General features: G+C 59.6%; 21 protein-coding genes. 13 read left to right on the forward strand and 8 right to left on the reverse strand.

Annotated features, from left to right (window positions below):
- Position 1 precedes the first annotated feature (1 nt).
- The gene (locus tag PLU72_02965) at positions 2–2,875 is read left to right on the forward strand and encodes a SpoIIE family protein phosphatase (GenBank protein ID HOT27123.1); all 2,874 of its coding nucleotides are present in this window, start codon (positions 2–4) and stop codon (positions 2,873–2,875) included.
- A 56-nt stretch (positions 2,876–2,931) separates the two neighbouring features.
- Here the strand turns inward: PLU72_02965 and PLU72_02970 are convergent, their stop codons facing one another.
- Together PLU72_02970 and PLU72_02975 are read right to left on the reverse strand one after the other, a co-directional pair.
- Positions 2,932–3,288, reverse strand: coding sequence for an NfeD family protein (locus tag PLU72_02970; GenBank protein HOT27124.1), 357 nt, complete (start codon positions 3,286–3,288; stop codon positions 2,932–2,934).
- 15 nt (positions 3,289–3,303) lie between these two features.
- A complete protein-coding gene (locus PLU72_02975) occupies positions 3,304–4,032 on the reverse strand; it encodes a hypothetical protein (protein ID HOT27125.1) in 729 nt (242 codons plus the stop codon).
- Between the two features lie 190 nt (positions 4,033–4,222).
- On the opposite strand from PLU72_02975, the gene PLU72_02980 reads away from it, so the two are divergent.
- From PLU72_02980 to PLU72_02990, 3 genes are all read left to right on the forward strand, one after another.
- Entirely contained in the window at positions 4,223–4,996 is a 774-nt protein-coding gene (locus PLU72_02980) for an outer membrane lipoprotein-sorting protein (GenBank protein ID HOT27126.1), read from the forward strand.
- A gap of 233 nt (positions 4,997–5,229) precedes the next feature.
- The gene (locus tag PLU72_02985; protein ID HOT27127.1) at positions 5,230–6,606 is read left to right on the forward strand and encodes a hypothetical protein; all 1,377 of its coding nucleotides are present in this window, start codon (positions 5,230–5,232) and stop codon (positions 6,604–6,606) included.
- A 97-nt stretch (positions 6,607–6,703) separates the two neighbouring features.
- On the forward strand, positions 6,704–7,597 hold the full coding sequence (locus PLU72_02990; protein HOT27128.1) for a hypothetical protein: 894 nt from the start codon (positions 6,704–6,706) through the stop codon (positions 7,595–7,597).
- Between the two features lie 149 nt (positions 7,598–7,746).
- Here the strand turns inward: PLU72_02990 and PLU72_02995 are convergent, their stop codons facing one another.
- Positions 7,747–9,330 (reverse strand): sigma-54 dependent transcriptional regulator, encoded by a 1,584-nt coding sequence (locus tag PLU72_02995; protein HOT27129.1) that lies wholly within the window; start codon positions 9,328–9,330, stop codon positions 7,747–7,749.
- Between the two features lie 213 nt (positions 9,331–9,543).
- Between PLU72_02995 and PLU72_03000 the strand changes: the two genes are divergently transcribed.
- Together PLU72_03000 and PLU72_03005 are read left to right on the forward strand one after the other, a co-directional pair.
- The gene (locus tag PLU72_03000) at positions 9,544–9,990 is read left to right on the forward strand and encodes a hypothetical protein (protein ID HOT27130.1); all 447 of its coding nucleotides are present in this window, start codon (positions 9,544–9,546) and stop codon (positions 9,988–9,990) included.
- Positions 9,987–10,883 carry a hypothetical protein gene (locus PLU72_03005; GenBank protein ID HOT27131.1) on the forward strand — a complete coding sequence of 299 codons (897 nt, stop codon included), beginning with the start codon at positions 9,987–9,989 and terminating at the stop codon, positions 10,881–10,883. The genes PLU72_03000 and PLU72_03005 overlap by 4 nt, the downstream gene beginning before the upstream one ends.
- Before the next feature lie 28 nt (positions 10,884–10,911).
- On the opposite strand, the gene PLU72_03010 is transcribed toward PLU72_03005, so the two are convergent.
- Together PLU72_03010 and PLU72_03015 are read right to left on the reverse strand one after the other, a co-directional pair.
- Positions 10,912–11,913, reverse strand: a complete 1,002-nt coding sequence (locus tag PLU72_03010) for a DUF1848 domain-containing protein (protein ID HOT27132.1) — start codon at positions 11,911–11,913, stop codon at positions 10,912–10,914.
- A 5-nt stretch (positions 11,914–11,918) separates the two neighbouring features.
- Entirely contained in the window at positions 11,919–12,983 is a 1,065-nt protein-coding gene (locus PLU72_03015; protein HOT27133.1) for a class I SAM-dependent methyltransferase, read from the reverse strand.
- Between the two features lie 542 nt (positions 12,984–13,525).
- Between PLU72_03015 and PLU72_03020 the strand changes: the two genes are divergently transcribed.
- The 7 genes from PLU72_03020 (at position 13,526) to PLU72_03050 (ending at position 18,884) form a co-directional block, all read left to right on the forward strand.
- Entirely contained in the window at positions 13,526–13,984 is a 459-nt protein-coding gene (locus tag PLU72_03020) for a hypothetical protein (GenBank protein ID HOT27134.1), read from the forward strand.
- Between the two features lie 111 nt (positions 13,985–14,095).
- The gene (locus tag PLU72_03025) at positions 14,096–14,584 is read left to right on the forward strand and encodes a hypothetical protein (protein ID HOT27135.1); all 489 of its coding nucleotides are present in this window, start codon (positions 14,096–14,098) and stop codon (positions 14,582–14,584) included.
- Between the two features lie 298 nt (positions 14,585–14,882).
- On the forward strand, positions 14,883–15,704 hold the full coding sequence (locus tag PLU72_03030) for a hypothetical protein (GenBank protein ID HOT27136.1): 822 nt from the start codon (positions 14,883–14,885) through the stop codon (positions 15,702–15,704).
- 566 nt (positions 15,705–16,270) lie between these two features.
- Entirely contained in the window at positions 16,271–16,753 is a 483-nt protein-coding gene (locus PLU72_03035) for a glutathione peroxidase (GenBank protein ID HOT27137.1), read from the forward strand.
- A gap of 98 nt (positions 16,754–16,851) precedes the next feature.
- Positions 16,852–17,121, forward strand: a complete 270-nt coding sequence (locus PLU72_03040; GenBank protein ID HOT27138.1) for a DUF4160 domain-containing protein — start codon at positions 16,852–16,854, stop codon at positions 17,119–17,121.
- Position 17,122: 1 nt separating this feature from the next.
- A complete protein-coding gene (locus PLU72_03045; protein ID HOT27139.1) occupies positions 17,123–17,368 on the forward strand; it encodes a DUF2442 domain-containing protein in 246 nt (81 codons plus the stop codon).
- Between the two features lie 193 nt (positions 17,369–17,561).
- Positions 17,562–18,884, forward strand: coding sequence for a M20/M25/M40 family metallo-hydrolase (locus tag PLU72_03050; protein HOT27140.1), 1,323 nt, complete (start codon positions 17,562–17,564; stop codon positions 18,882–18,884).
- 126 nt (positions 18,885–19,010) lie between these two features.
- Here PLU72_03050 and PLU72_03055 read toward each other — a convergent pair whose 3' ends face one another.
- From PLU72_03055 to PLU72_03065, 3 genes are all read right to left on the reverse strand, one after another.
- Entirely contained in the window at positions 19,011–20,276 is a 1,266-nt protein-coding gene (locus tag PLU72_03055; protein HOT27141.1) for an HD domain-containing protein, read from the reverse strand.
- The gene (locus tag PLU72_03060; GenBank protein HOT27142.1) at positions 20,273–21,562 is read right to left on the reverse strand and encodes a cyclic nucleotide-binding domain-containing protein; all 1,290 of its coding nucleotides are present in this window, start codon (positions 21,560–21,562) and stop codon (positions 20,273–20,275) included. Before PLU72_03060 ends, PLU72_03055 begins: the two co-directional genes overlap by 4 nt.
- 137 nt (positions 21,563–21,699) lie before the next feature.
- Positions 21,700–22,587, reverse strand: a complete 888-nt coding sequence (locus PLU72_03065) for a M48 family metalloprotease (protein HOT27143.1) — start codon at positions 22,585–22,587, stop codon at positions 21,700–21,702.
- Between the last annotated feature and the right edge of the window lie 167 nt (positions 22,588–22,754).

The raw sequence follows: 22,754 nt of genomic DNA on the forward strand, positions 1-22,754 counted from the left end.
CGTGACTCCTTCGCAACCAGGCAGACCGTCCGCTGCAACCTCCCCGATGCTCCGGTTCCTCGTGTTCTTCCTGGTTTTCGTCGGCGTACCCCTGGCCTGCGCCTGGACGCTGTCCGCGTTTTACTACGATCGCGAGGAAAAGGCGCGGGCCGAAGCGTTTCAGCAGCGCATGGAACCCCTGCTGCCGAGGATCGCGGCGTACGCCGACGTGCCGCTCCAGCTCAGGCGCCATTTCGGCCATTTGCGCGATTTTTTCATCCGCCGCCGTTTTGAGCCGGAAGCCTGGCCTCGCGTCGTGCGGAGATTGTCGCAGCGCTGGGGATTCGCCTGGGACGTCTACCAGTATTCGGCGAACGGCGAATTGGTCACCCCTCGGACGATGCGGGTCAAAGCCCGGACGATCATGGCAAGATTCTGGCGGTATCTATTGTGTGGTGACTACAATAGTATTCAGGGGCAGTTGAACGCAGTCAGGGCGCTGTTCGGGCAAAAATACATCGGTATGCACCACCAGCGCGAAACCCTCATCCGGTTTCGCGGCCAGACCGGCCAGGGTTATGTATTTTGGGATATAGATCCTTTCAGCAGCGAGGGCGGGTTGCTCTTCGCATGCTGGGACCCGCCTTCGCCCATCACTCTTCTCCGCCATGCCCTTCCCGGGCTGCATCTTCCGCCGGGAGCCCGGCTGTTCGCCCAGCACCGTGACGGGGTTCTCATCCCTCTCTGGGGCGACCCGGCCTCGGCGGCCATGGAACTGCTGCCTCATGCGGTTGCAGCCGGTCATCATCCCTTCCAGCGGCTAGACGACCGTACCTGGCTTCGCATGTCCGCCGGTGATTACACCTACTTTCTCGGCGTCGTGGAATCTCCTCTTGATGGGCCGCTCACACGGCTTCCGGCGCATGCGTTCATCTTTCTCGCCGGGTTCGCAGGGTTGCTCTGGGGAATCCGGTGGATCGTGCTGGGGCGCGATACCTGGGTGTCGATTCGCGTAAAGCTGCTGCTGCTCTTTCTGTATGCTTTGGCCATCCCTTTCATGGTGATTCTCGCCCTCTCCTACAGCACGTTCCTCGAAACCCGCCGGAGTATGATCGAGGATGCCCGCAAAGCGGGAGAGGATGCGCTCAAATCCGCCGATGACGGGTTTCTGTATGAGCCCCAGAGATTCCGAAGGTACATGGACGTCTATCGACAGCAGTTCCGGCAGCCTGCCTCGCTTGGACGGTTCCAGCAGCTGACCGCGATCGGCCTGGCCCGCCAGCATTTCCAGGAGCTGGCCTTGCGTGACGGGAGCGGGAAAGTGTTCATCGAAGCCGGCGGCCAGATGACCAGGGATGCCATCACGACCCGTGTCATGGACCAGATGTTCCGGGATGCGGCGCAGCAGTATGTGCCGGACCGGACCATCCAGACGGCCGAGCCGCCGAAAGCCGCCCTGAACGATTACATCGTTGAATCGATCACGGAAAGCAGCGAGATCGGCATTTCCGAGATCCTGAACTCGCCCGGAGGCGTGCGGGAACTGGTTTTTCCGAAGTTCGAGGTGTTCCTGTACTGGGATTTTTATTCCGAGCCTGACAGCCCAGCTGTTTTCATCGCCGGGTCCATTCCCAAGCTGAAAGTGCAACAGCGGTATCTTCAGCGGACATTCCTGACGCCACGGTCTCCGGGAGATCGTGGGATCCGTCTCTTTGCCGTCGAAGATGCGAGCGACCGCTGGAGTCCCGAGCCTGGGAGAAGCTCTGCAGACCTGCGATTTCTCGCCCTGCGGGTTCGCCAGGCGCAGGATGTCCAAGTCGACCGGCTCACCTGGCAGGGGCGCCCCTGGATCGCCGTCGGCCAGCCGGGCAGACAGCTTCAGGGGTATTCCCTGATCGCCCTGGTTCCCGAAGAGCCCATCCGGAAAACGCTTGCGGAGCTTCGCGGCACGATTTATCTCGGCCTGCTGGCAGCGTTCGTGATCACCCTGCTGCTGGGCTGGGTGCTTGCCGACACCTTCCTCGGCCCGATCGGAGGCCTGGGGCGCGGCCTGCTGGCGCTGAAGGCCCAGGACACGAAGTTCCGTCTCACGACCTTTCAGAAAGACGAGCTGGGCGATCTGTCTCATACCTTCAACGAGATGATGGAGACCCTCCAGGAGATGAACGCTGGGAAGCAGGTGCAGGAACAGCTGTTCCCCAAGGCACCCCTGACGCTGGGCGAGTTCCGCGTCACGGGCCTCTCGCGCCCGGCCACCCACCTTGGCGGCGACTACTTCGATTATGCGAAGATCAGCGAAGACCAGCTCCTGGTGCTGGTCGGCGATGTCACCGGCCACGGCATTCCGGCCGCGCTGATCATGGCCATGTCCAAGGCCATCGTCACCTCGTTCGCCGGCCCGACGTCGACGCCGGAAGACCTGCTGACCAGGCTGAACGCCACCATCACCTCGGTCATGCGCCGCAAGCGGCTGATGACCTTGTGCCTTCTCTGGGTGGACACCTCCAGCGGGGAGATCCGCTATTTCCAGCATGGGCATCCGCCTCTGCTGCTGTGGCGGCCCGACGGCACGGCGGAGATCGTCGAGGCGAAGGGATTGCCAGTCGGGGTGGGGCAGACGTTCAAGGTTCAGCCGGTTTCCGTTGTGTTGAATCCCGGCGAACGGCTGGTGATGTACACGGACGGCCTTGTGGAATCGCTGGGGACCGGCGTCGGCAACGATCTGTTCATCGAATTCCAGAAGTTCGTTGCCGGTCAGGCATGGCGGCCGCTGGACGAAGCCTGCTCGGGACTCCTCCAGGAGCACCCCTTCACGAAGACCGGCGCGGCACAACCCGACGACTTCACCATCGTCATTCTCGAGCGTGCGGCCCCTTCTTCGGAACGCGCTTCCTGAGGTTCATTGCGCCAGTTCCCCGGCGGAAAAGCGGCGCCGCGTCGGGGCGATCTTCATCAGGGGCGGGCCGATTCCCGATCGGGACCGCCGGTTTCCTCTACGTACAGGCTCCCTGCGCAGCACTCGATGACCTTGATGCGACTGCCCTTCTTCAGAAACCCTTGTCGGGTCGTGACATCCAGCTTCCGCCCATCGAAATCGGCTTTCCCTGACGGCCGGAGGTCCGTGGCCGCGACGCCTTCGCATCCCAGAAGGGAAGACAGATCGGGAGCGGCCACGTAGCCCTCTTCGCTCGTCATCTTGTGATTGAGGGCAAGCCAGCGCGACAGGACGCGGGGAAAGACGAACATGGTGAAGCATTTTCCCAGAAGCGTCGTGACGAGTAGGACCTCGAGCCAGAACATCCCGTCCATCTCAGGAGCCCGCGATCATTTGAGAACCGCCCAGGCGATGAAGCCGAAGAACGCGAGCACGAGCATGAGAACGAGCAGGGCGACCCAGCCCGGAATCTGAATGTTCGAAAGGTCCGCGGCGTTGGCGTTCAATGGGCGATGCGCCGAAGTAATGTTCACCTTGCCTGCCACTCCCGGCGTGATGTCATGAATATGTTCCGCTGTTCCCGGAACCAGCCGGCACTCAATGATCTTCGCGAGCGTCTCGGCCCGCTTGTTCAGAGCGGCGAGTTCGGATTCCCGGACCGAATCGCTGAACGCATGGATCTTGCCGCCCCGGTCGACGAGCAAAATCTGGTATTCATACCAGCGCGAATGTTTTGAGTGATGGATCGAACCATTGACGACGACCGCGTCGATGGCGGAGAACCGGAGATACTCGGTCACGGAGCGGATCATGGCAAGCTCGAAATGATAGAAGACCGCCTTCCGCTGCCGATCGACGATGTAGAAGTTGTCGGTGAACTTGCGCAGGGCGATGAAGACTCCGAGCGCGAGAAGCCCGGTCGGCAGATACTTCAGGAATGTCGGGTCGGGCGGCGTGTGCTTGCCGCCGATGAAGCCGATCTGGAGAATGAAGAAGCAGCCCACGCCCGACATGAATGCCAGGGCCGTCCAGGCAGATTCGAGAGGGGTGTCGAGGTCGACCTTCACCGTTTTCGGGAGAAGGGTGTCAAGATCCTGGTTGTTCGATGGTATCTGCATCCGTGCCGTTCCTCCCCGTTCCGCCATTGTAGACCGTTTTCTGGCCCTGCTCAACAGGCCTCTTCAGCGGCGGCGGCGAATTTGATACAATAAGACGTCGGCCGGGGCAATCCGTAGGAGGATTGCCCCGTTTGTGAAAACGGCCCGGCGCCGGTCGCACGCTCGGGCGCGTCGCTTGAAAGGAGCGAGTATGAAACGGTTGTGGTTCGCTGGAATCCTGGTCGCGGCTGTGATGTTCTTCGGACAAAGCCTCTGGGCCATGACGGCCGACGAGGTGCTGCAGGGCGTCGAGGACCGGTACGTCGGCAAAACATCGAAGGCCGACACCGACATGGTACTGATCTCCGCCGACGGCGGCAAGCGGACCCGCAAGCTCGACATCTACCGGCAGAAGGCCGACAACGACAACAAGGACAACTTCATCCACTTCCTGTCGCCGGCCGACATCAAGGACACGACCTACCTCGTGAACGAGAAGAACCGCCAGCGCGAAAAGCGCATCTACCTCTCGGCGATGAAGAACATCCGGCGCATCGTTTCCGACGATTACGGCATGGCCTTCGTTTCCAGCGACTTCACCTACGAAGATATGGATGACATCCACGCCTCCGACTACGCCTGCTCGAACCTGCGCGAGGAAAAGCTTGGCGAGGAGGCCGTCTGGGTCATCGACACCGTGAAGAAAGACGGCAAGACCAGCTACGCGAAGACCAACCTCTATGTCTCGAAAGACAAGATGGTCATCCTGAAAGCCGTCATGTACGACAAGAAAAACCCCGAAAAGGCGATCAAGGAAATGGTCGCGTCGAATCTCGAGAAGATCCAGGACATCTGGACGCCCAGGCTGGTCGAGATGAAGGACTTGCGCAAGAACACCTCGACCCAGCTCAAGATCAACGACATCAAATACGACATCCAGCTTGACGCCGAAACCTTCAGCGAACGCAACATGAAGAAAAGCTGATTCCCGTTCCGCCCCCCAATCCCGATCGCGCCCGACGGCACGGTTGGGATTTTTCTTTCCGTCCGTTTCGGCGAATTTCGGAGTCTGGGGAGAAATGCCGATGAGAGAGGTGAGAAAGACTCTGGAGGCAGACCACGCTCGACGTGTCGTTGGTTCCATTCGCCGGTCCGCACCGTTCGGAACGGCGGTGCGCAGCCATTTCCGGTAGCCGCCGGTCGGGGAAACGGCTTGCCGTGATTCTCTGCGCCCTTCTGGTTGTCGTGCTGCCCGCGCTGGTCGGTATCCGCGCTTCTGCCGGAATCGCCGCCACGGGCGCGGATATGGCTTCGACGGTGCCGGGCGCTCGCGAGGTGTTCCAGATGCCGCGCATCGTCATCGAGAAGGGCGACGACGGAGCGCCCCCGACGGTCGTCGCGCCGGTCGCGCCCGAGCCCGAGGAAAAGCCCGTGAAGCGGCCGACGATCACCGGCCGGCACTCCTGGAAATACAACACGTTCTCTTCCTACGACCAGCTTCGCATCGATCTCGAGCAGGAAGGCGCGAAGGGGCAGAAGGCGCTCGTCAGCATCAACGGCCTCTACTACCAGGAGGAGGACAACAAATCCTGGAGTTCGTATCTCGGCGAGAGTTACTACAAGTTCAAGGCCGGCAACTTCGACGTGAAAAGCGGCTTGCTGGTCGATACCCTCGGCAGCGGCGACAAGGTCTCGTTCGTCGACAAGATCAATTCGCGCCGCTACCATAACGGCCTCGCCAACGACTACAACCGCGACAAAAAAGAAGTTCCCGCTATAAAAACCACTTACTATATAAACAAGAAGATGAGCTGGGACTTCCATTACATGCCGGTGTTCCAGGCTAGCGAACTGCCGAGCATCTACAGCCGCTGGGCGACGGCCTTCCAGAAGGAGGCCGCCCGCATGACCCTGTTCGGCACCCCGCTGGTGCGCGAGGACGACACCCGCGTGCGCGAGCAGTATCACCTCGGCTTCAACAGCGCGTTCAAAAATTACGAGATACGATACCACTACCTCTGGCTCAAGGAGCGCCTGCCAGTGATCGACCTGACGCCGCGCGGCACCCTGCGCTCGGAATACCCGATCGACGAGACGTTCGCGGTCGACGGCAACGTGACGCTGTCGAAGGATTTTCTGATGCGCTACGAGATGGCCTGGTCGCCGACGAAGACGTTCGCATCGTGGCAGGACGGCCGCATCGGGCCGCGGTTCCAGAGCAACTTCTTCGGCATGCTGCTCGGTACCGACAAGACGTATCGCAACAACCTCTATCTCAACGTGCAGGGCATCGTCTCGCACATCTCCGACATGAAGACGAAAACGCCGTATCAGCTGAACCCGACCGAGTTCATGACGGCGCTTCAGCTGAAGAAAGGCTTCAAAAGCGAGACGTTCTTCATCGAGTTCAACGGCGTCGGCAACCTCTCGACCGGCGAATATATCCTGACCCCGCAGATGTCGCTCCAGCGCGGCGATTTCCTCAAGTTCGTCGGCGGCGTCCACGTGAACGGCAAATCGACCGACGCCCTCGGCCCCGTCGGCCAGTTCGACGAGAACAACACCCCCTTCCTCGAAACCCAGATCATCTTTTGAAGCCCGAAGGGGGCAAAACGCGGAACCAGGAGAGGAAAGGCCGCATTTTTCATCCGTCTTGTACGGCGGGGCGAAATGGCGTATCGTATGAGACGTCATGAACCGCATTCGCGAATCGTTCGGAACGGCCGTTGCCGGCCTGTGGCTGGCGATGATCCTGCTCGTGCCCGTCTTCGTCGCGTGGCCGGGCGGGGCGGTCGTCTCCGCCGCTTCCGATGCGCCGCCGGTAAAGGCCAGCCTGCGCTTTTCCCACAAGACCCATAGCGAGCAGCGGATCCGGTGCGAGCGGTGCCATCGCGTCGTCGAGGGAGCCGTTCTGCCGGACGACGTGCCGTCGGGCTTCGCGCCGTTGCGCCCGTCGCGCATCGTGCCCGGAGCGCCGCCTCCGATGCCCGGCTCGGCGCCCGTGATCGTCCAGGCGGCCGAGGACCCGCCGTCGTTCGGCCGGCCTCCCGAGAAAGTCTGCCTCAAATGCCATTTCGCGGCCCGCGAAAAAAGCGACTGCGGCCTGTGCCATCTCGGAAAACCGGCCAGGACCGAGCGTGACCGGACGCGCCTCGAGCACGGCGTCTCGTTCTCGCACACCGCTCACGCGAAGAACGACTGCATCGTCTGCCACCCGCTCGTCGAGGGCTGGGACTCGCTCGACGGCTCGCACTGCCGGACGTCGATGGAGTCCTGTCTCGAGTGTCACGACGGCCTGCGCGCGAAGAAAAACTGCACGATGTGCCACAGCCCGACCCCCTGGCCGTCCGACCACGTGCGCAACTACGAGAAAAAGCACGGCATCGCCTACCGCAACGACCCCCAGCGATGCGGCATGTGCCACACCGACTCAAGCTGCGTCGCTTGCCACAGCCGCCGCCCCCGCGACCACACCCTCGCCTGGGTCAAGCGCCGCCACGGCATCGCCGCCCAGACCAACCCCGACAAGTGCGCCGCCTGCCACACCGACAAAAGCGTCTGCCGCCGCTGCCACCCCGACTGGTGACCGACGCCGGCGAAACTACTATCTCAAAGGATATAGAACGAACCCGTGCATATCCCGGGCGCATTGCGATATGCTCCTATGCGACAGCAGCCGAACCCCTGTGGCCGGAGGGACGGGTTTCAAACCCGCCTTTGCTGAAATGCAACGGGTTATGCATCTCGACCGGTTGTTTCTATGCCGAGGCGAGTGAGCCAGTTGTTCAGAGTTTGATAATTCTTGAAACCGAGAAGTCTGGCAGCTTCGGTTTTGTTGCCGTGCGTGATCTGCATGGTCCGATCGAGGTAGTGTCGTGAAACGTCGTCGAGAATGGCTTCCAATTGCCACGATCCGTCGATCGGGCGGTCGAGGACGGTCGCCTGAACGCGCTCAGGGAATATCAGGATTGCCCGGCGCAGATCCTCGCCGCTGATCCGATCGTGTTCGGTCCAGAGCATGGCGCGGGTCAGGACGTTTTCGAGTTCACGCACATTGCCCGGCCATGAATGGGATTTGAGAACGTTTTTCGCTTCGGGCGAGAGGTGCTTCTTCGTCATCCCGAATTTTCCGGCGAGCTTTGCGAAGACGTGCTCCGCAATCGGAAGAATATCCTCCTCGCGATCGCGTAGCGGCGGAATGCGAATGACCATCACCGCCAGCCGGTAAAACAGGTCTTCCCGGAAGCGGCCGTTCTTCACCTCGTCTATCAGGTTCCGATTTGTTGCAGCAATGACCCGCACATTCACTGTTTCGGTCTTCGTGCTGCCCACGGGCTGAATCTCCCCGAGTTGCAAGACCCTCAGAAGTTTGGTCTGAGTAGTCGGCGGCAACTCCCCGACCTCGTCGAGGAAGATCGTTCCCCCGTCGGCATCCTTGAACAGCCCAGGTTTGTCTCGATCGGCACCTGTGAAGGCGCCTTTCTTGTATCCGAACAGTTCTGATTCGACGAGATTTTCCGGTAATGCGCCGCAATTGAATGGGTGCAGTTTCTTGTTTTTTCGCTGGCTGGCGTCGCAGATGGCCTGCGCAAACAACTCCTTCCCGACGCCCGACTCGCCCAATAACAAAACGGTGGCGTCACGCTGGGCCGCCATCTGGGCTAGGCGGATCGCTTCCTTCGTCTTCGGGCTGCGATGCTTGATCGCCTCGAAACTCGGGGCGCTGATCAGTCGGGCGCCGAGCGCCTGATCGGTCGTCCGGATCAGTTCGGGCAGGAAGTCGGCGGAAATCTCGAACGGAACGTCGACCGATTCCACCGCGAAGGTCGTCTCTTTTTTCTTCCGCACGTCTTCCGGGAACCGCGTTTCAATCAGGTCCCCCTTGAAGCGGGTCTTGGCGATGAGCACCCAGACGGCGATCATCGGGGCCGTTCCGGAGCTGAGATGGTAGGTCAGATCGACGGGGCCGCTCTGCACTTCGAGTACATCCCGCACCGTGTCCTGCGCGGCGGGGAATATCTCGGAGAACCGCGTCGGGCTGGTGAGCAGGCATTCATGGATCGTCACCCGCGCGATCTTCATGCTCTCGAGTCGCTCTTTCACCTTCTGGAAAAAGGGGCGCGTGTACACCTTGCCGTAATTGGTGCCGTTCTTTTTCACTTCGCGCGTCGTATCCACGTTCGCCAGCAGGTGAACCTCGTGGAACTTCCTGGCCTTGATGGCTCGTGCAAGCCCCGATGAGTTGAGGTCCGCGCTGAGCAGTTCCCCTTCCCCCAGCCAGCTGAAAAGAATACGCCTCGCTTCCTTCGAACTGCCCATCCCGACCCCCCGGAAAAAAGTTTCTCCCACTATACACAATTTTATCCCCCTGCCAATCCCCTCCCGATATTCTCGCCGGTCTATTGGTATGCATTGCCCGTTATCATCTCCCGTAGGGGCGGGTTTCAAACCCGCCCTCCCGAAACCCGGTTCACATTGGCATCAGGCTTGCTATAAAATGCAACCGCCGGGAAGGCGTGAAAGGAGACCACCATGAAAGCCGCAGCGGATATCATTGGAAAGCGCGTCAGAACCGATGTCGAGAGCCTGGGTGTCAAGGTCATCGGGCATACGAAGGAAAAGGGCGTCGTGTATGGTTTCCGATTCCAGCCCCGGAACATCGAAGAGCACCGGAAGTATCACGAGGCCGGGGCGTTCGCCTATGAGCTGTATGTCATGTGTAGCGAAGACAACACCGTCGTCGACGTCAACCATCGCGTCAACCAGACCCCCTGCAGCTGCCGTTCGCATGCCCCGAACAGCGCGCCTGCCTGGCTGTTCCCCGAAACGGCCCACTTCGACATCCTCTGGGAGGACATCCCCGGCTTCTGCCGCACCCTCATGCTGAAACTGCTGAGGGGCATGGTTGCCGCGCCCAAAACTTCTGCTTCCCGGAAAGTGGCCGCTACGAAAACTTGCGCTCAAAGAGAGAGGAAATGAATAAACAATACGATATATTTCACGATTTCAAACGGGAGGGGAAGACCATCCTGTATCCGTCTTCATGCTTGTATCATGAAGATTTCCAGGATGTTCCCTTCGACAATGTGATCCTGAATTCCAATTGTTTCAGACGCCATCGGGAAAAAATCGGCAAGGTCTATTGCCTGGACTTTGACAACAACGAGCTCTTGGGCATCCTGAAAGCCGAATCGATTGGCCTCGATGCCCTCGTGATCATGCGTGACGGCTGTGCGGAAGGTGGAAACTACGAGTGTGCCGGTGGGCTGAGCTTCTTCGGCCGTCTGATGCCCCTGATCAAGCCCGGGTTCGAGTATTTCTACGACCATAGTTTCGTTTCTTGCAGGTCAGGGCTTCCGAAGGCTATTGCCAGGCTCAAGGCTCTTCCCGCCTACCTCGCGCTGTTTGATAGACATTCAGATGCGTTGGGGCCCATGCATGGGTGGCAAATCCTTGAAGGGTTTTCTGTCCCGGTCACGAAGCACCTTGGCGGAATCCAGGTGACTCTTCACCATGACTCGATCTGGAACCACATCGACAGATTCGATGCGGCGTTCGTGAGATGTATTGATTATCGCCGGCCCTTATCATTCGAGCTGAGCAAGGCGGTGAAACACTATCTGAAGCCATCGGGTTCTAACAAGGTGAAACCGATCGAACATTCTGCTGACCCGACGATCACACCGTATCTCGAGGATGCCCTGCGAAACGGGTATCGACGTATCGCCTTCACGCCCTTCGCCGACAACCGCTATGAACCCATCCTGTCAGAAATTCAAAACTGGACGGCGGAATTCCCGAAAGAGATCACGTTTTATCATCTCCATCGGAAGGATTATGGGGAGATATACAGGCTCTTTTCGCGACCCTGATCCGCTGAAGCCCGGCGTGCGCCGATATTCAGGGCGCGAGCGAGTCGGACGCGGGATCGTGGCCTGCGGCCAGTCGGCGGGCGTGGTCGGGAGACGTATTGGCGTAGCAATACAGACAGCCGTGAGGGCAGGTGTTATAACTACCGATATCTTTGCTGACGATGCAGCCGCAGGCTTTTCGCTGGCCTTTGTCCTTCAGGGAAGGGCGGTTGCTCTCGAAGCCTGTGAGGGTCGGCTGGGCGGGAATGTAGCCGAGGTATTGCTGTAACTCCCTGACTTCGGGAAAAAGGCGATGCAGGAGTTCGTCATCGATGCATCGGCCGTGCCGGATTCCGACGGATGAGAGGTCCATCGCTTCGGCGCAGGATACGACCTCGATGCCAAGGTCCCTTCCGATCTCCGCGAGCCCCGTCGCGGCCGTGATCATGTCGCCTTCGTTCCATTCGCGGAAGGGAATGCCGAATTTTTTCAGGTTGTTTCCAACCTTCCGATACTCGGCGATGTCGGCGAAGCTGAAGACGAGCCGGCGGGTCTTGCCCCGGAGTTGTTCGCCGACGGCGCGCACGCGGGCGAGAAGCCCGCCGATACTGAGGCCGTCGAGGAGCAGTAACGGGTCGGCGCGCCAGATGACGCGGTCGGGGCCGACGAGGTCGGCGAATCTCGAAAAGGTCTCCAGCCGCTCAGCCAGCGGGGGGACGCCGGGTTCGAGGCCTTCCGCGACGTAATCGTTGAGCGTGAAGGTCAGATACCAGCTCATGTGGGCGAAGGTATCGAGATGCGCGAGCAGGGGGCGCGGATTCTTCGACCAGAAGACGATGGCCCTGGCCCGCTCGAAGGAGACCCACTGGCTCTGCTGGTTGAACGGGTTGACCCACCGGACCCAGCCGGCCCGGAAGCGGCGGGCGAACCACTCCGCGTAAAAGGCGGGCAGGTCCGTCGACCGGCTCGCAGAGATGATGACGGGCGCCACTGCCTGCCGCGGCCCTTCGGGCGTTTCGATGGCGACATGCTCGCGGTTCTGGCTCTTCATGGGATTCATCCTTGCGACAGTATAAACCCGTTGCGGGTTTTGATGGTGAAGGTTTTGTCCCGCCTGAGACAGCCGCCGATACAGATGTTCCGTCTGTCGCGAAACGAGGCGACGGTGAACGGCTCTGACGGCCCGATGCCCTTCAGCAGCTTGTCCGAAAGGTCCGGCGTCGCCCAGACGCGGGGAACCGATTTCGACACGTCGCCGCCGGGTTTCCGGGAGTGGACGACCTCCGCAGCAACCTGCTGGAAACAGATATCGAGCGAATCGCAACTCCTCCCGAAGAGGGCGCATGGAACCGGCAGGACGATACGAAGCTGCGAGTTCTGCCGGCCGGCGTGCCGATACGCTGCGCGGTTGAGCAGTTCCGGGAGAAAGGGCCTGGCGCTTGCCCCGATCTGAACGGACATCGTCAGTTCGTTGATGATCGCCAGCCCGGGAGACCGGAGAAGCTGTTCGGCCAGCGTCAGGAACTCGAGAGGAACCATCTCGAAATCCCCGGTCGTGCTGTTGAGCGGCTCTGGGAGCATTTCGACCAGGAACTTCGATGCGATGACGAAATCGAAATCCCCCTCGAGATCCATCAGCGAAAGCGACCAGTCGCGTTTCGGCAGGATGCAATGGACGGGGCGAAAGGCGACTCCCTGGTGGATCGTCTTCCACATGGCCTCCTGGTACTCGAGCGCCTTCTCATTGCCATCGACGGCCTGAATCGTGATGGGAGCGGTGATCCCACGCTCCCGGAGACCCCACGCGAGGCCGGCCGCGAACCCTCCCGTGCCGGAGCCGAGGTCCAGGATCCGAATGGGGCTTTTCCTGCGAAAAGCTGCGTCGAAAGCGGGGTGAGACAGGTTTCTGGCCACCAGGACACGGCCTTCCATGAAACTTCTGGGAAAGTAGGTGCCCAGGTAGCGCTGCACCTCTGCCGCACCGGCATAGAGATTTGCCCGGACCGCTTCGTGATCCGGGGCAAAGAGGCCAGACGCCTTCTCGAAGAGAAAGCGATCCAGATGCTCTGGAATCACGTGGAACGACGTTTCGGCCTCTCTGCTCAAATTGTTGTTTGTCATGACGCTGATATATCGCAAGAGAAATGCCAATGCATGAAAACGCTCTGTTGATGAATGCTGGCAGGGGAATGTGGGAGAAATACGACAAAAGCGACATAAATATAGTTGCTCGAAATATAAAATTATTTATGAGTCTTTCGCCAGGTTGCCGATGGTTCCTCATTTCGCCCTTCGACAGGCTCAGGGCGAACGGTTGGTTTTCATTCTGCATGACTCAATAAGTAAATGTATTGCTTGGGCCGTCTGCTCGGTAACGCTCCTTTCACAATATGAACGATTTCATGATTTTGTATTTGGGACTGAGAAGGGGGGCTCATATCCGGGTAAAACATGAGGATACCGTCTTCTCGACCGTGTCATGCCCATGTAGAAGGAAAGTTATTCAAAGAGAAGAGTTGTTATGCCTTCGTATTCCCTGCCGCGCGTTGAACTTCCATGAGAGTGGCTTCAGCAGCGGGATACAGAGCGTGCAGGCCATGGTTTCGGAACCTGGCATATAGGTTGCAATATGTGTCGTCATCCTAGCGCTCAAGGAGGAAAATATGGCTGGTTTCTCGAAAGTTTTTTGCGTCGGCCACAGCCGTTCCTATGACGGCATCAGCAACGTGAAGTTCCTGATTCTGCAGGGGGAGTCGGACAGGCAGTGGCTCGAGGCCTGCTATCACGTTTCGGGATTGCGGCCGATCGGGAATATCCGGATCGTCATTCCTGCGAAACCGGATGACCCCGATGCTCTCCTCGACGCCTGCATCGCATTTTACCCAGAATATTTCTGCGAGTGTCCTTCGATGAGACTGGTTGCCCGAAAGCTTGCGAAAGCAACCCGTCTTGATTTCGACCTCGGAAGAGAACTGATTCCTGCGGAATGGTATCGGCTCCGTCATGAGGCCCGGGCACTATACGCTCGTCTGGTCATTTTCGAAAGCCATCTCCAGCCGCTAGCGGTTGCCGGCTGGGGAGTGAACAGCGACGTTCCGGTATCGGTCGGGCTGACTCACTGACACCGGGCATCGCATCGCCCGACATCGAATCTGAAGCTCACCTTTTGCGGGTTGTCGCGCACATCCTCTCGCTTTGGTTCGGGGCACGCAGTCACGGAAAGGATCAACCACATGAGCGACGAACATGACAAGCACAGCGTGGACAAACAACTTCTCTGGCTTGGCGAGAGGCTTTCGCTGAAGGAGTCTTCTCCAGGGCTGGATGCCGGGACCATTCCAATCAAGATCTGGATTCCAAAACCTCTCAAGGAGCGGCTCGATGAGGTGGGCGACCACCTGTGGCTGTCGAGGTCGGGCGTCATCCGGTTCTTCATTCACGGGTTCCTCTACGGATACTCGTATGCCCTGACCGGGCAGAGCACCCATGTGAAGCGGACGACGCGCCGCCGCCTCTTTCCGGGGTCGGCGCTTCATGCCCGCACGGGGCGGGCGACGACGCCTGAACTGGGGAAGAACTCCGAGAACATCAAGATCTGGCTGGCCGAGCACACGTGCGGGGACCTGGAAGCCTGCGCGGGAAGATGGCGACGCCCCCTTTCCCAGTGCATCCGGGAAATTCTCGTCCAGCAGGTGTTCGGGTATGTCTACCTTCAGGCATGATGAGATGCGGTTCTCCCGCAAGCGAAAGTGGTGATTCCTGTTCATCGAAAGCCGGTTGTTGGCTCCGTTCGTGTTGAGGTGTCGAAGCACGAACCGGCACTCGCCCATTGCTGCCAATGTTCGCCCTTCGATACCTCAGGACGAACGGGCGATGCGCGATATCCCTTCAGGCGCTGACTCCATGCTGATCCTGGAGGACTGGAGGAAGGAATAATAGGGGAACTTTTAATAATCGCGAATACAAGGCGTAGATATAGCTGAAAGCTATACCAAAATACATTCAATCGTGGAGGAATACATGAAAACGTATCGCTGTCTCGCGCTCGTCGCCCTCGTCGCCGTCGTGACGTCGCTCTTGGCCGGTTGTGGCGGCGGAGGAGGAGGTGGCGGCGGCTCCAACCCGGTCGCCGCGACGGACACGACTGGCACTACTGGAACCACGGGAACGACGACCGCCGCCGATCTCGCCGCCGTGACTCCGTTCACAAAGCAGGTCGACCAGTTCGTCGTCAGTTACCAGAATTACCAGCCGCTTCTGGGAGCCACGAGCGATTCGCCATTCGCCGCCAATGTGAAGGCCAGTATCGCGCGGGGTATTCGATCCTGGACGTGGGATGCAACGAATACCGGATATTACTGGAACTATTATATTCCCGGATACCTGGAAGCCTGTTCGATTATCGTCTTCACATTTTATGACGACAGTTACAATCATTACCCGTATCTGGACAGTTCGCCCCTCGTAAGCAAGTTCGGTGCTTGCTCGATGATCAACTATTACGAGGGCTCAAGCCTGGTTTCGTTGACCGAAAACTATATTTTCGAGGGCATCAAGAACCCCTCCCAGATCACCGTCACGGGGTATGCCGAAGGAAACGCCAACAATGCTCGGGTCGTGCGGCTTGATCTGAACCAGGTCGTCGTGAACTCGAGCAAGCAGTATCCCCTGAGTGGAACCCTTCAGCTGAACGTCTCGGGACAGGGAACGGCGAGCATCACCTTCAACGGCACGAACATCGTCACCCTCAGCGCTCTCATGACGAACGGCGAGACAAAGAGTGTCAAATACGATCTCGCCACCGCCAAAGCCCTGGCTTCCCGGAGGCCTTTCGAAAAGTAAGATTCACCGAAACAGTCTCACGCAAGAGAGTCGGGCTTGGGCCTGGCTCTCTTATGCTTTTTCATATCGAATCGAATACAAATGCCGCCGCAGGGCAGGCGCATCGATTTTCACAACCGCTGAATCACAGCGCCCTTTCGATCTGATTCTCGTTCCTCCTCATCTCACAAGGGACACGACAATGTGCTCGCATACAAGATACCGTTCGTGCTGAGGTATCGAAGCACGAAGTGTCTCTCGCCCTTCGATACTTCAGGGCGAACGATCGGTTAGTATGCGGCAGGTCTTGACGTCGTTCGCGTTTGCCGTGCTTCAGGCAAGAGCCCTCCACGAAAAAGTGAGGAAAACGATTTGACATGATCTTCGTTCCCTTCGAGGGCAGGGTGGTGTACCTTGGGTGCAAGATGGTTCGAGGTTCTCAACGCGGTTCAGGGGAGGAGACGATCATGATGCGACGCCTGATGACGCTGGGTGGGTTCGCCCTAGCCGTGGTGGGCTTCCTGCTCTGGCGGTCGTGGGGAACGGTCGATGCGGCACGGCACCCGCTCGGTTCGGGGCCTGACACCCTGCATGCCTTTTCCCTGCCCCTGCTCGACGGCACGCCCGTGGCGCTTGCCTCGTATTCCGGGCAGATTCTGCTCGTCGTCAACGTTGCGAGCCGGTGTGGCTTCACGGGCCAGTATGCCGGCCTGCAGCGCCTGCACGAACGGTTTGCGGCACGCGGGTTTTCCGTCCTGGGTTTTCCCAGCAACGATTTTCTCGGCCAGGAGCCCGGCACCAACGCCGAGATCGCTTCGTTCTGTCGCGCGAGTTACGGGGTCACCTTCCCGGTGTTCGCCAAAATTTCCGTCAAAGGGGCCGATCAGCACCCGTTGTACGGCTTCCTGACCGACGATGTGCACCACCCGGGCTTCGGCGGGGCCATCTCCTGGAACTTCAACAAGTTCCTCGTCGATCGCGCCGGCAAGGTCATCGGCCGCTTCGGCAGCCGCGTCGAGCCGGAGAGCGACGAGATCGTTGGCGCCATCGAGCGGGCGTTATGCCGATAAAAAAGCCCTCAGTCAGCGTTTCCCATTCATTATCGGGATTGTGTTTTCAATCAGTTAAATGTAAAATAAGAGAACATAAAAATGGGAGAGCCTCGCAGATGCCGGTAATTTCAATGTTTTATGGCATAATCGTTGCAATGTACTTTCTTGATAACAAGAAACACAAATTACCCCATATTCATGTAAAGTTCCAGGATGATGAGGCAGTGATTTCAATTCCTGATGGGCAAATTCTTGAAGGGCAAATTCCGAACAATAAAATGCGGCTTGTCCTAGCCTGGATTGAGATTCATAAAGATGAATTAATGGCTGATTGGGACCTCGCTTCAAGGGGCGAAAATCCATATAAAATTGAGCCCTTAAAATAGTATGAATCCAAGAATAAAAAGTGTAAAGGCGAATCAAGACTATACCCTGAATCTGTTTTTCGAAAATGGTGAAGAGAGGGTTTTTGATTGTCGGCCCTACTTGGATATTGGAGTCTTTAAAGAATTAAAAGAATTACCTTATTTTTTTAAAGCAACTGTTCAAATGGGCACTGTTTCATGGCCCCATGAACAGGATTTCTGCCCTGACACACTATATATCGAGTCAAAAGCAATAAAGTCTGTATAGCTGAAAACCTTTCGGCGTCCGCTCATCGCTGGCGTTGGGCCCTGCCCGATGACCCGACAAGGGGGGAATCGACCCCGGCCTCTGCGCTTGCTCCTGTTCTGCCTGGTTTGAGTTACACTCGGTCATCGAGATGGTGTCCGGGCCCCCTGGGAAAGGATCCCGTTATCATCGACGGAGTCATGGAGAATACGATATGAGTGAGAATATTTTGGGAATGCCGCCGGCGGAGCTGGCGAGCGCGGTGAAGCATGAGGCGGCAACGCTGTTTCCGGAGTGTCTGAATCTGCTGGGGGACTCGATCGCCATCGAGTCATTCACCGGGCGGGAACGGGGGCAGGCGGACCTGCTTCTCGCGTATTTCGACGGGCAGGGGATCCCGGCGTGCCGGCTTCCGCGGGGCGGCGTACTGGCGCTGGTCGTTCCGCCGGAGATGAAGCCCGAGATGGGGGCCGGCGGCGATTCGGCGCGGCTCGAACGGATCAAAACGGCCGTAGAACGTGCGAGAACGGCAGGGATGCCGGTGATGGCGTATGACGGCCACATGGATGTCGTCGAGGCGGGCGACCTGGTCGCCTGGAGCGTGCCGCCGTTCACGATGACGCGGCGCGACGGGAAACTCTACGGGCGCGGCACGTGCGACATGAAGGGGGCGGTCGCGGCGATGGCCGTCTCGCTCGTGGCGAGCGCGCGGCTGTCGGCATCACACCCGCTGCAACAGGCTATTCTCGGGTGTTTCGTGACCGAGGAGGAGGGCGCCGAGGGGCTGGCCCTGGCCGAGATCATTCGTGACCTTGGTATTCGGCCTGACTGGGTGCTGCTCGGCGAGCCGTCGCAGCTCGAGATCGCGCGCGGCCAGCGCGGAAAGATGCAGTTCGTCATTCGCGCCCGCGGCCGCCGGGCCCACACGTCGGTTCCCGAAGTGGGCGACAACGCGGCCTACAAGCTGGCCCGGGCCGCGATCGAGGTCGGGGAGCTCGACCGCGAGGAATACACGCGCGTCGGTCCTTCGCCGGAGCGTGTCCTGGAGCGGTCGACGCTCGTCGTCACGACGCTTCGCACCGAGCCGTTCACGACCAGCAGCGTTCCCGATGGCGCCGCGGCCGACGTCACAGTCAGGCTCGCGGCCGGTCAAGACTACGAGTCGATCGTTGCCCGCCTGAAGGGCCGGCCCGGCTGGCCCGACGTCGAGATCGAGCCCGTCGTCTACCGCGGCCCGTCATACACGAACAAAGTCGCCGACTGGCCCTCGATCCATCTCGCCTGGGAAACACCGCGGGACCATCGATTTACCGAACTGCTTCGGGCTGCCGCCTCGAGCGTGCGCAGGGCCGTTCCGCCCGACAAGATCTGGCCGTTCTCGACCGATGGCGTGCTCAGCGCCGGCGAGGAGAAGATCCCGACCCTCGGCTACGGGCCCGGCCGCGAAGACGCCTGTCACATCGTCGACGAGTGGGTCGCGGAACGGGACGTGGCCGACGCGCTGGTCGTCTACAGCCTACTGCCTTTCATGAAATGATTTGTGAATCATCGCGGTTTCAGATATAAAGTAATCTATATATAACAGGTCGTTCAAATTCAATTCTCACGGTTGTGCCGTGAAGGGCGGGTTTCAAGCCCGCCCCCACAGAAGATGTGCAGCGGGTCAGCCGATATTTTCGAGGAAGTTGCGGTATTCGAGGACGGAGGCTGACTGGGCCGCGGCGCGGGCGGCGTCCATGTCGGCGTAGTTCTGTCTGACGGTCTCGACCAGCTTCGGGTCGAGCTTGCCGTTCGCGGCGTGGTCGAGCAGAATGGCGAGGACCTTCTCGGACGGCATGCCGCGGCGATACGGCCGGTCCTCGGTCAGGGCGGTGAAGACGTCGGCGACGGCCATGATGCGGGCGGCCGTCTCGATCTCATCGGCCTTGAGATGGAAAGGATAGCCGCTGCCGTCGAGCCGCTCGTGATGGAACGAACCGATGCGGTTGATGTCCTGCAGACCGTCGATCTGCTCGAGCGTGCGGTATGTGCAGAACGTGTGGCTGCGCATGACGTTGTATTCCTCGGTGGTCAGGCTGCCCTTCTTCTCGATGATCTCGGTGGGAATGGCCAGTTTGCCGAGGTCGTGCAGATACCCGGCGATGCGGATCCGGAGACACTCGTCGGCGGAAAGGCCGGCGAGCCGCCCGAGACGTTCGGCGCTGGCCGCGACCCCGCTCGAGTGGGTCGCGGTGAACGGGCTGCGGAAGTCTATAATACGCCTGAATATATTTGCGAACGAAAGCAGTTCCTCGTTATTCAGGACGATGGTGCCGAGCCTGCTGGCGCGGGCGAGGACCTTACCGAGCAGGGGCGAGGTGAGGTCGAGCCAGAAATACTCGTTCGCCGCCAGCCTGAACAGGATGTCGGCGAGTTCCGGATGGAACATCGTGCCGACGTGCTCTCGTATTCTGCCCAATATAGAATCCGTCTGTCCGAGAACTTCGCCGTTCCGGTCGATGAGCAGAGTCACGCGGTCGGCAAGGTGCAAGACGTGGCTTCCGAGCGGAACTTTCTCGCCGCCATGCTCCAGACCGTTGCCGTCGTTCCAGGGAACATGATGGAACTTGACGATCTCCGCAGCCTGCGAGAGTGGCCCAAACTGGCTGAGCAGGGCGGCGCCGGTCACGGCATGGCGTTGGCCCGTCTGGTCCTCGAACGAGAGGGTCTCCATCCTTTGGGAAAGAGACAGCGCACCGACGTCGTGCAGCATGGCCGCCATCATCAGGTCATTCAGGCCGTCTCGCGACCAGTCGAGTTGTTCGGCGATTCGGAAGGAGAGCAGGGTGACCTGGAGATGATGGCTCGTGAGGGCCGGGCTGAGCCAGTCCATGACGTCGGAGAGACAGTTGAGGAAGTCGAACAGGTTGATCTCTGTGTGCTTGTTCATCGTGTCTGGGGGGACTGCCGGGCGTTCATGCGCTGGAGGCGCTGGGCGAGAATGCGCGATAACAGGAGGGCGTAGTGGGGGCGCCGCTTGACGGCTTCGATGAATTCGCGTTTCGAGATCCGGACGAGGGCGCCGTCGGTCTGGGCGCGGACCGCGGACGAGTGGTTCTTCCCGAGCAGGAATGCCAGTTCCCCGAGGAAGATGTCGTCCGGCGTGAGGGTCGTCATCACGACGCCGTCGTTCATTACGTCGAAGCGGCCTTTCACGATGTAGTACAGGTAGGTGCTCGGGTCGTCCTCGCGAAACAGGAACTCCCCTTTCCGGATGGCGATCGGTTCGAGGTTCCGGAACAGGCTGGGCGGCAGGGGGACCGAGTCGGCGGCGTGGTTGATCTCGAAGGTGACTGCGTTGCCGGTCTCGTTGTACGACATGTTTCGGGTGAAGCGGCTGGCGAGGATGATGCCGCGCCCGTGCAGGCGGAACTGGGACTCGTCGGAGCCGCGCTCGAGAAACTGTTTCCAGTTGAAGCCGCTTCCCTCGTCGATGATCGTGAACTTCGAGCCGGGGGTGCAGATCTGGTATTCGAACGTCACCCGCCGGTCGCGGACGTCGGGTTCCCCGCTGCGGCGATCGATCAGGTCGATCATCGAGCCGCCCTGTTCAAGCCAAGCGTTCTTCTCCTCGAAGGAGATGCCGCAGTTGCCGTGTTCGATCGCGTTGATGAGCAGTTCGAAGATCGAGAAGGCGAGGTTGTTCTTCCCTTCGAGGTCGATCCGGCCGCAGGAGAAGAGAAAGTTGCACAGCAGGTTGGCGTAGCAGCGGGCTTCGATGACGTGATTCTCGAGCGTGAACGAGCCGGAAAGGCTTGCGAGCAGGCCGCCGCCCAGACTGTGCTGGAACAGGATCCGGCGGTTGCGCGTAATGATGCTCATGATGCGCGGCAGGTAGTCTTCGAGGTTGCGCTCATGCACGATGACGATGAAGTTCGCCTCGCGGATCGATTCGAGCCGGCGGATCTCCCCGTCGTTGTCGTGGAACGCGATGATGCCGCCCGGGACGAGCCAGGAGTCGGTCATGATGAACTGGAGGAGCTCGAACGGCCTGATATCGGGGTGCGAAAAGTCGAGCAGGATCAGTTCCGGCATTTCGAGGGTGATGTACTCGCGCGCCGTCTGAAAATCGGGAATGACACTGAGGCGGAAATTTCGCCTGCTCTCTTCCGGCAGCAGGCGCTCGACGTCTGATATCAGCGATGAGTTGCCGCTGATCAACGGGAGCTGCCTCATCGATTCCCCTCGCAGCCTCTATATCTCACGCCACTATACTCCGCACGGTCGATTTATCCAACACGCTTTTCTCTCTTTCTCATCCCATGCGCCCATCCGGAAGGCGAGAAACGGCGTTTGCGGCGTCATCAACCCGGTCAGTTGCCGAGCACGCCGGATTTTTCGAGAGCGGCGATCCGATCGCGGCATGTCGGATGGTCGGCGACGAGATATTGCCTGGGATCGACAGGTCCGGTATCGATCCGGCGCAAAACCTCGACGAGTCCTTGCGGAGAGAAGCCGGCCTGTTTCATGAGGCGGGCGGCCTGAACGTCGGTTTCGAATTCGGAAAATCGCTGGAATCGGGCGAGAAAGAAGGCCGTCAGTTTCCCGAAATCCGGCCGAAGGTCTTCCCGAATTCGAGCGGTCAGCGCCTTGTTCAGGCAGGGGATCAGAAGGATCTTCACGAAGTCGCGCTTCACCAGGTGACAGAGTTCGTGGGCAAGAATCCCGGCAATCTGATCGGGGGGCCAGGCGGCCATCTCGTCGGTGATGACGATCCATTCCCCGCCTTTGGCGAATCCCATGATCCCGCCGCCGCCGAGAATGCCGACCTTCGCCTTCAGATCTTTTCTCGAAATGAACGGGGAAAGTCGTGCAATGACGCCGTTCATCTTTGCGACCAGTTCGGGCGGGTTGTCGCCTTCGGCGAAGAACCCGTCAAAGAACTCGTTGGCGAACTTCTTCTCCAGGTCGAGCGGGATCTGCGGAAGGATCCGCCGGGCCGAAGACGTGTAAAAGGCGTGCATCAGGCGGAAGGCCTTCTTGAGCTTCGCGTCCCCGAGGGTTGGGTTGGCGGCCACCGGGCCCGGCTCGGGCAGGATCTCGAGAAGGTCCCGCGCCGCCCGTTCCGCCGCATCGCCGGACTCTTCGACTCGCGGCTGGATTGCCTTGAGCAGCACGCTTTCGGCCCTGGCGGGAAGGGGCAGGAACTCCGTGAATCCGAGAAGCAGGGCGAGGCAGAGGATGAAAAGGCGATTCTTCATATCAGGCTCCTTCTTTCCCACGACGGATGTGGGGACGCCGACGGGCGTTTCACCGCCTCACGCCGCTCAGGTTCCGCACCGCGACCGAACGATCGAAACGGGCGGGATGAACATACCCCACTATACCCCATCCGGCGTTCCGGCGTCCAAATTCGGGGCGGGACTCC

The organism is Candidatus Ozemobacteraceae bacterium, from assembly GCA_035373905.1.
In the GTDB taxonomy this organism is placed as follows: Bacteria; Muiribacteriota; Ozemobacteria; order Ozemobacterales; family Ozemobacteraceae; genus MWAR01.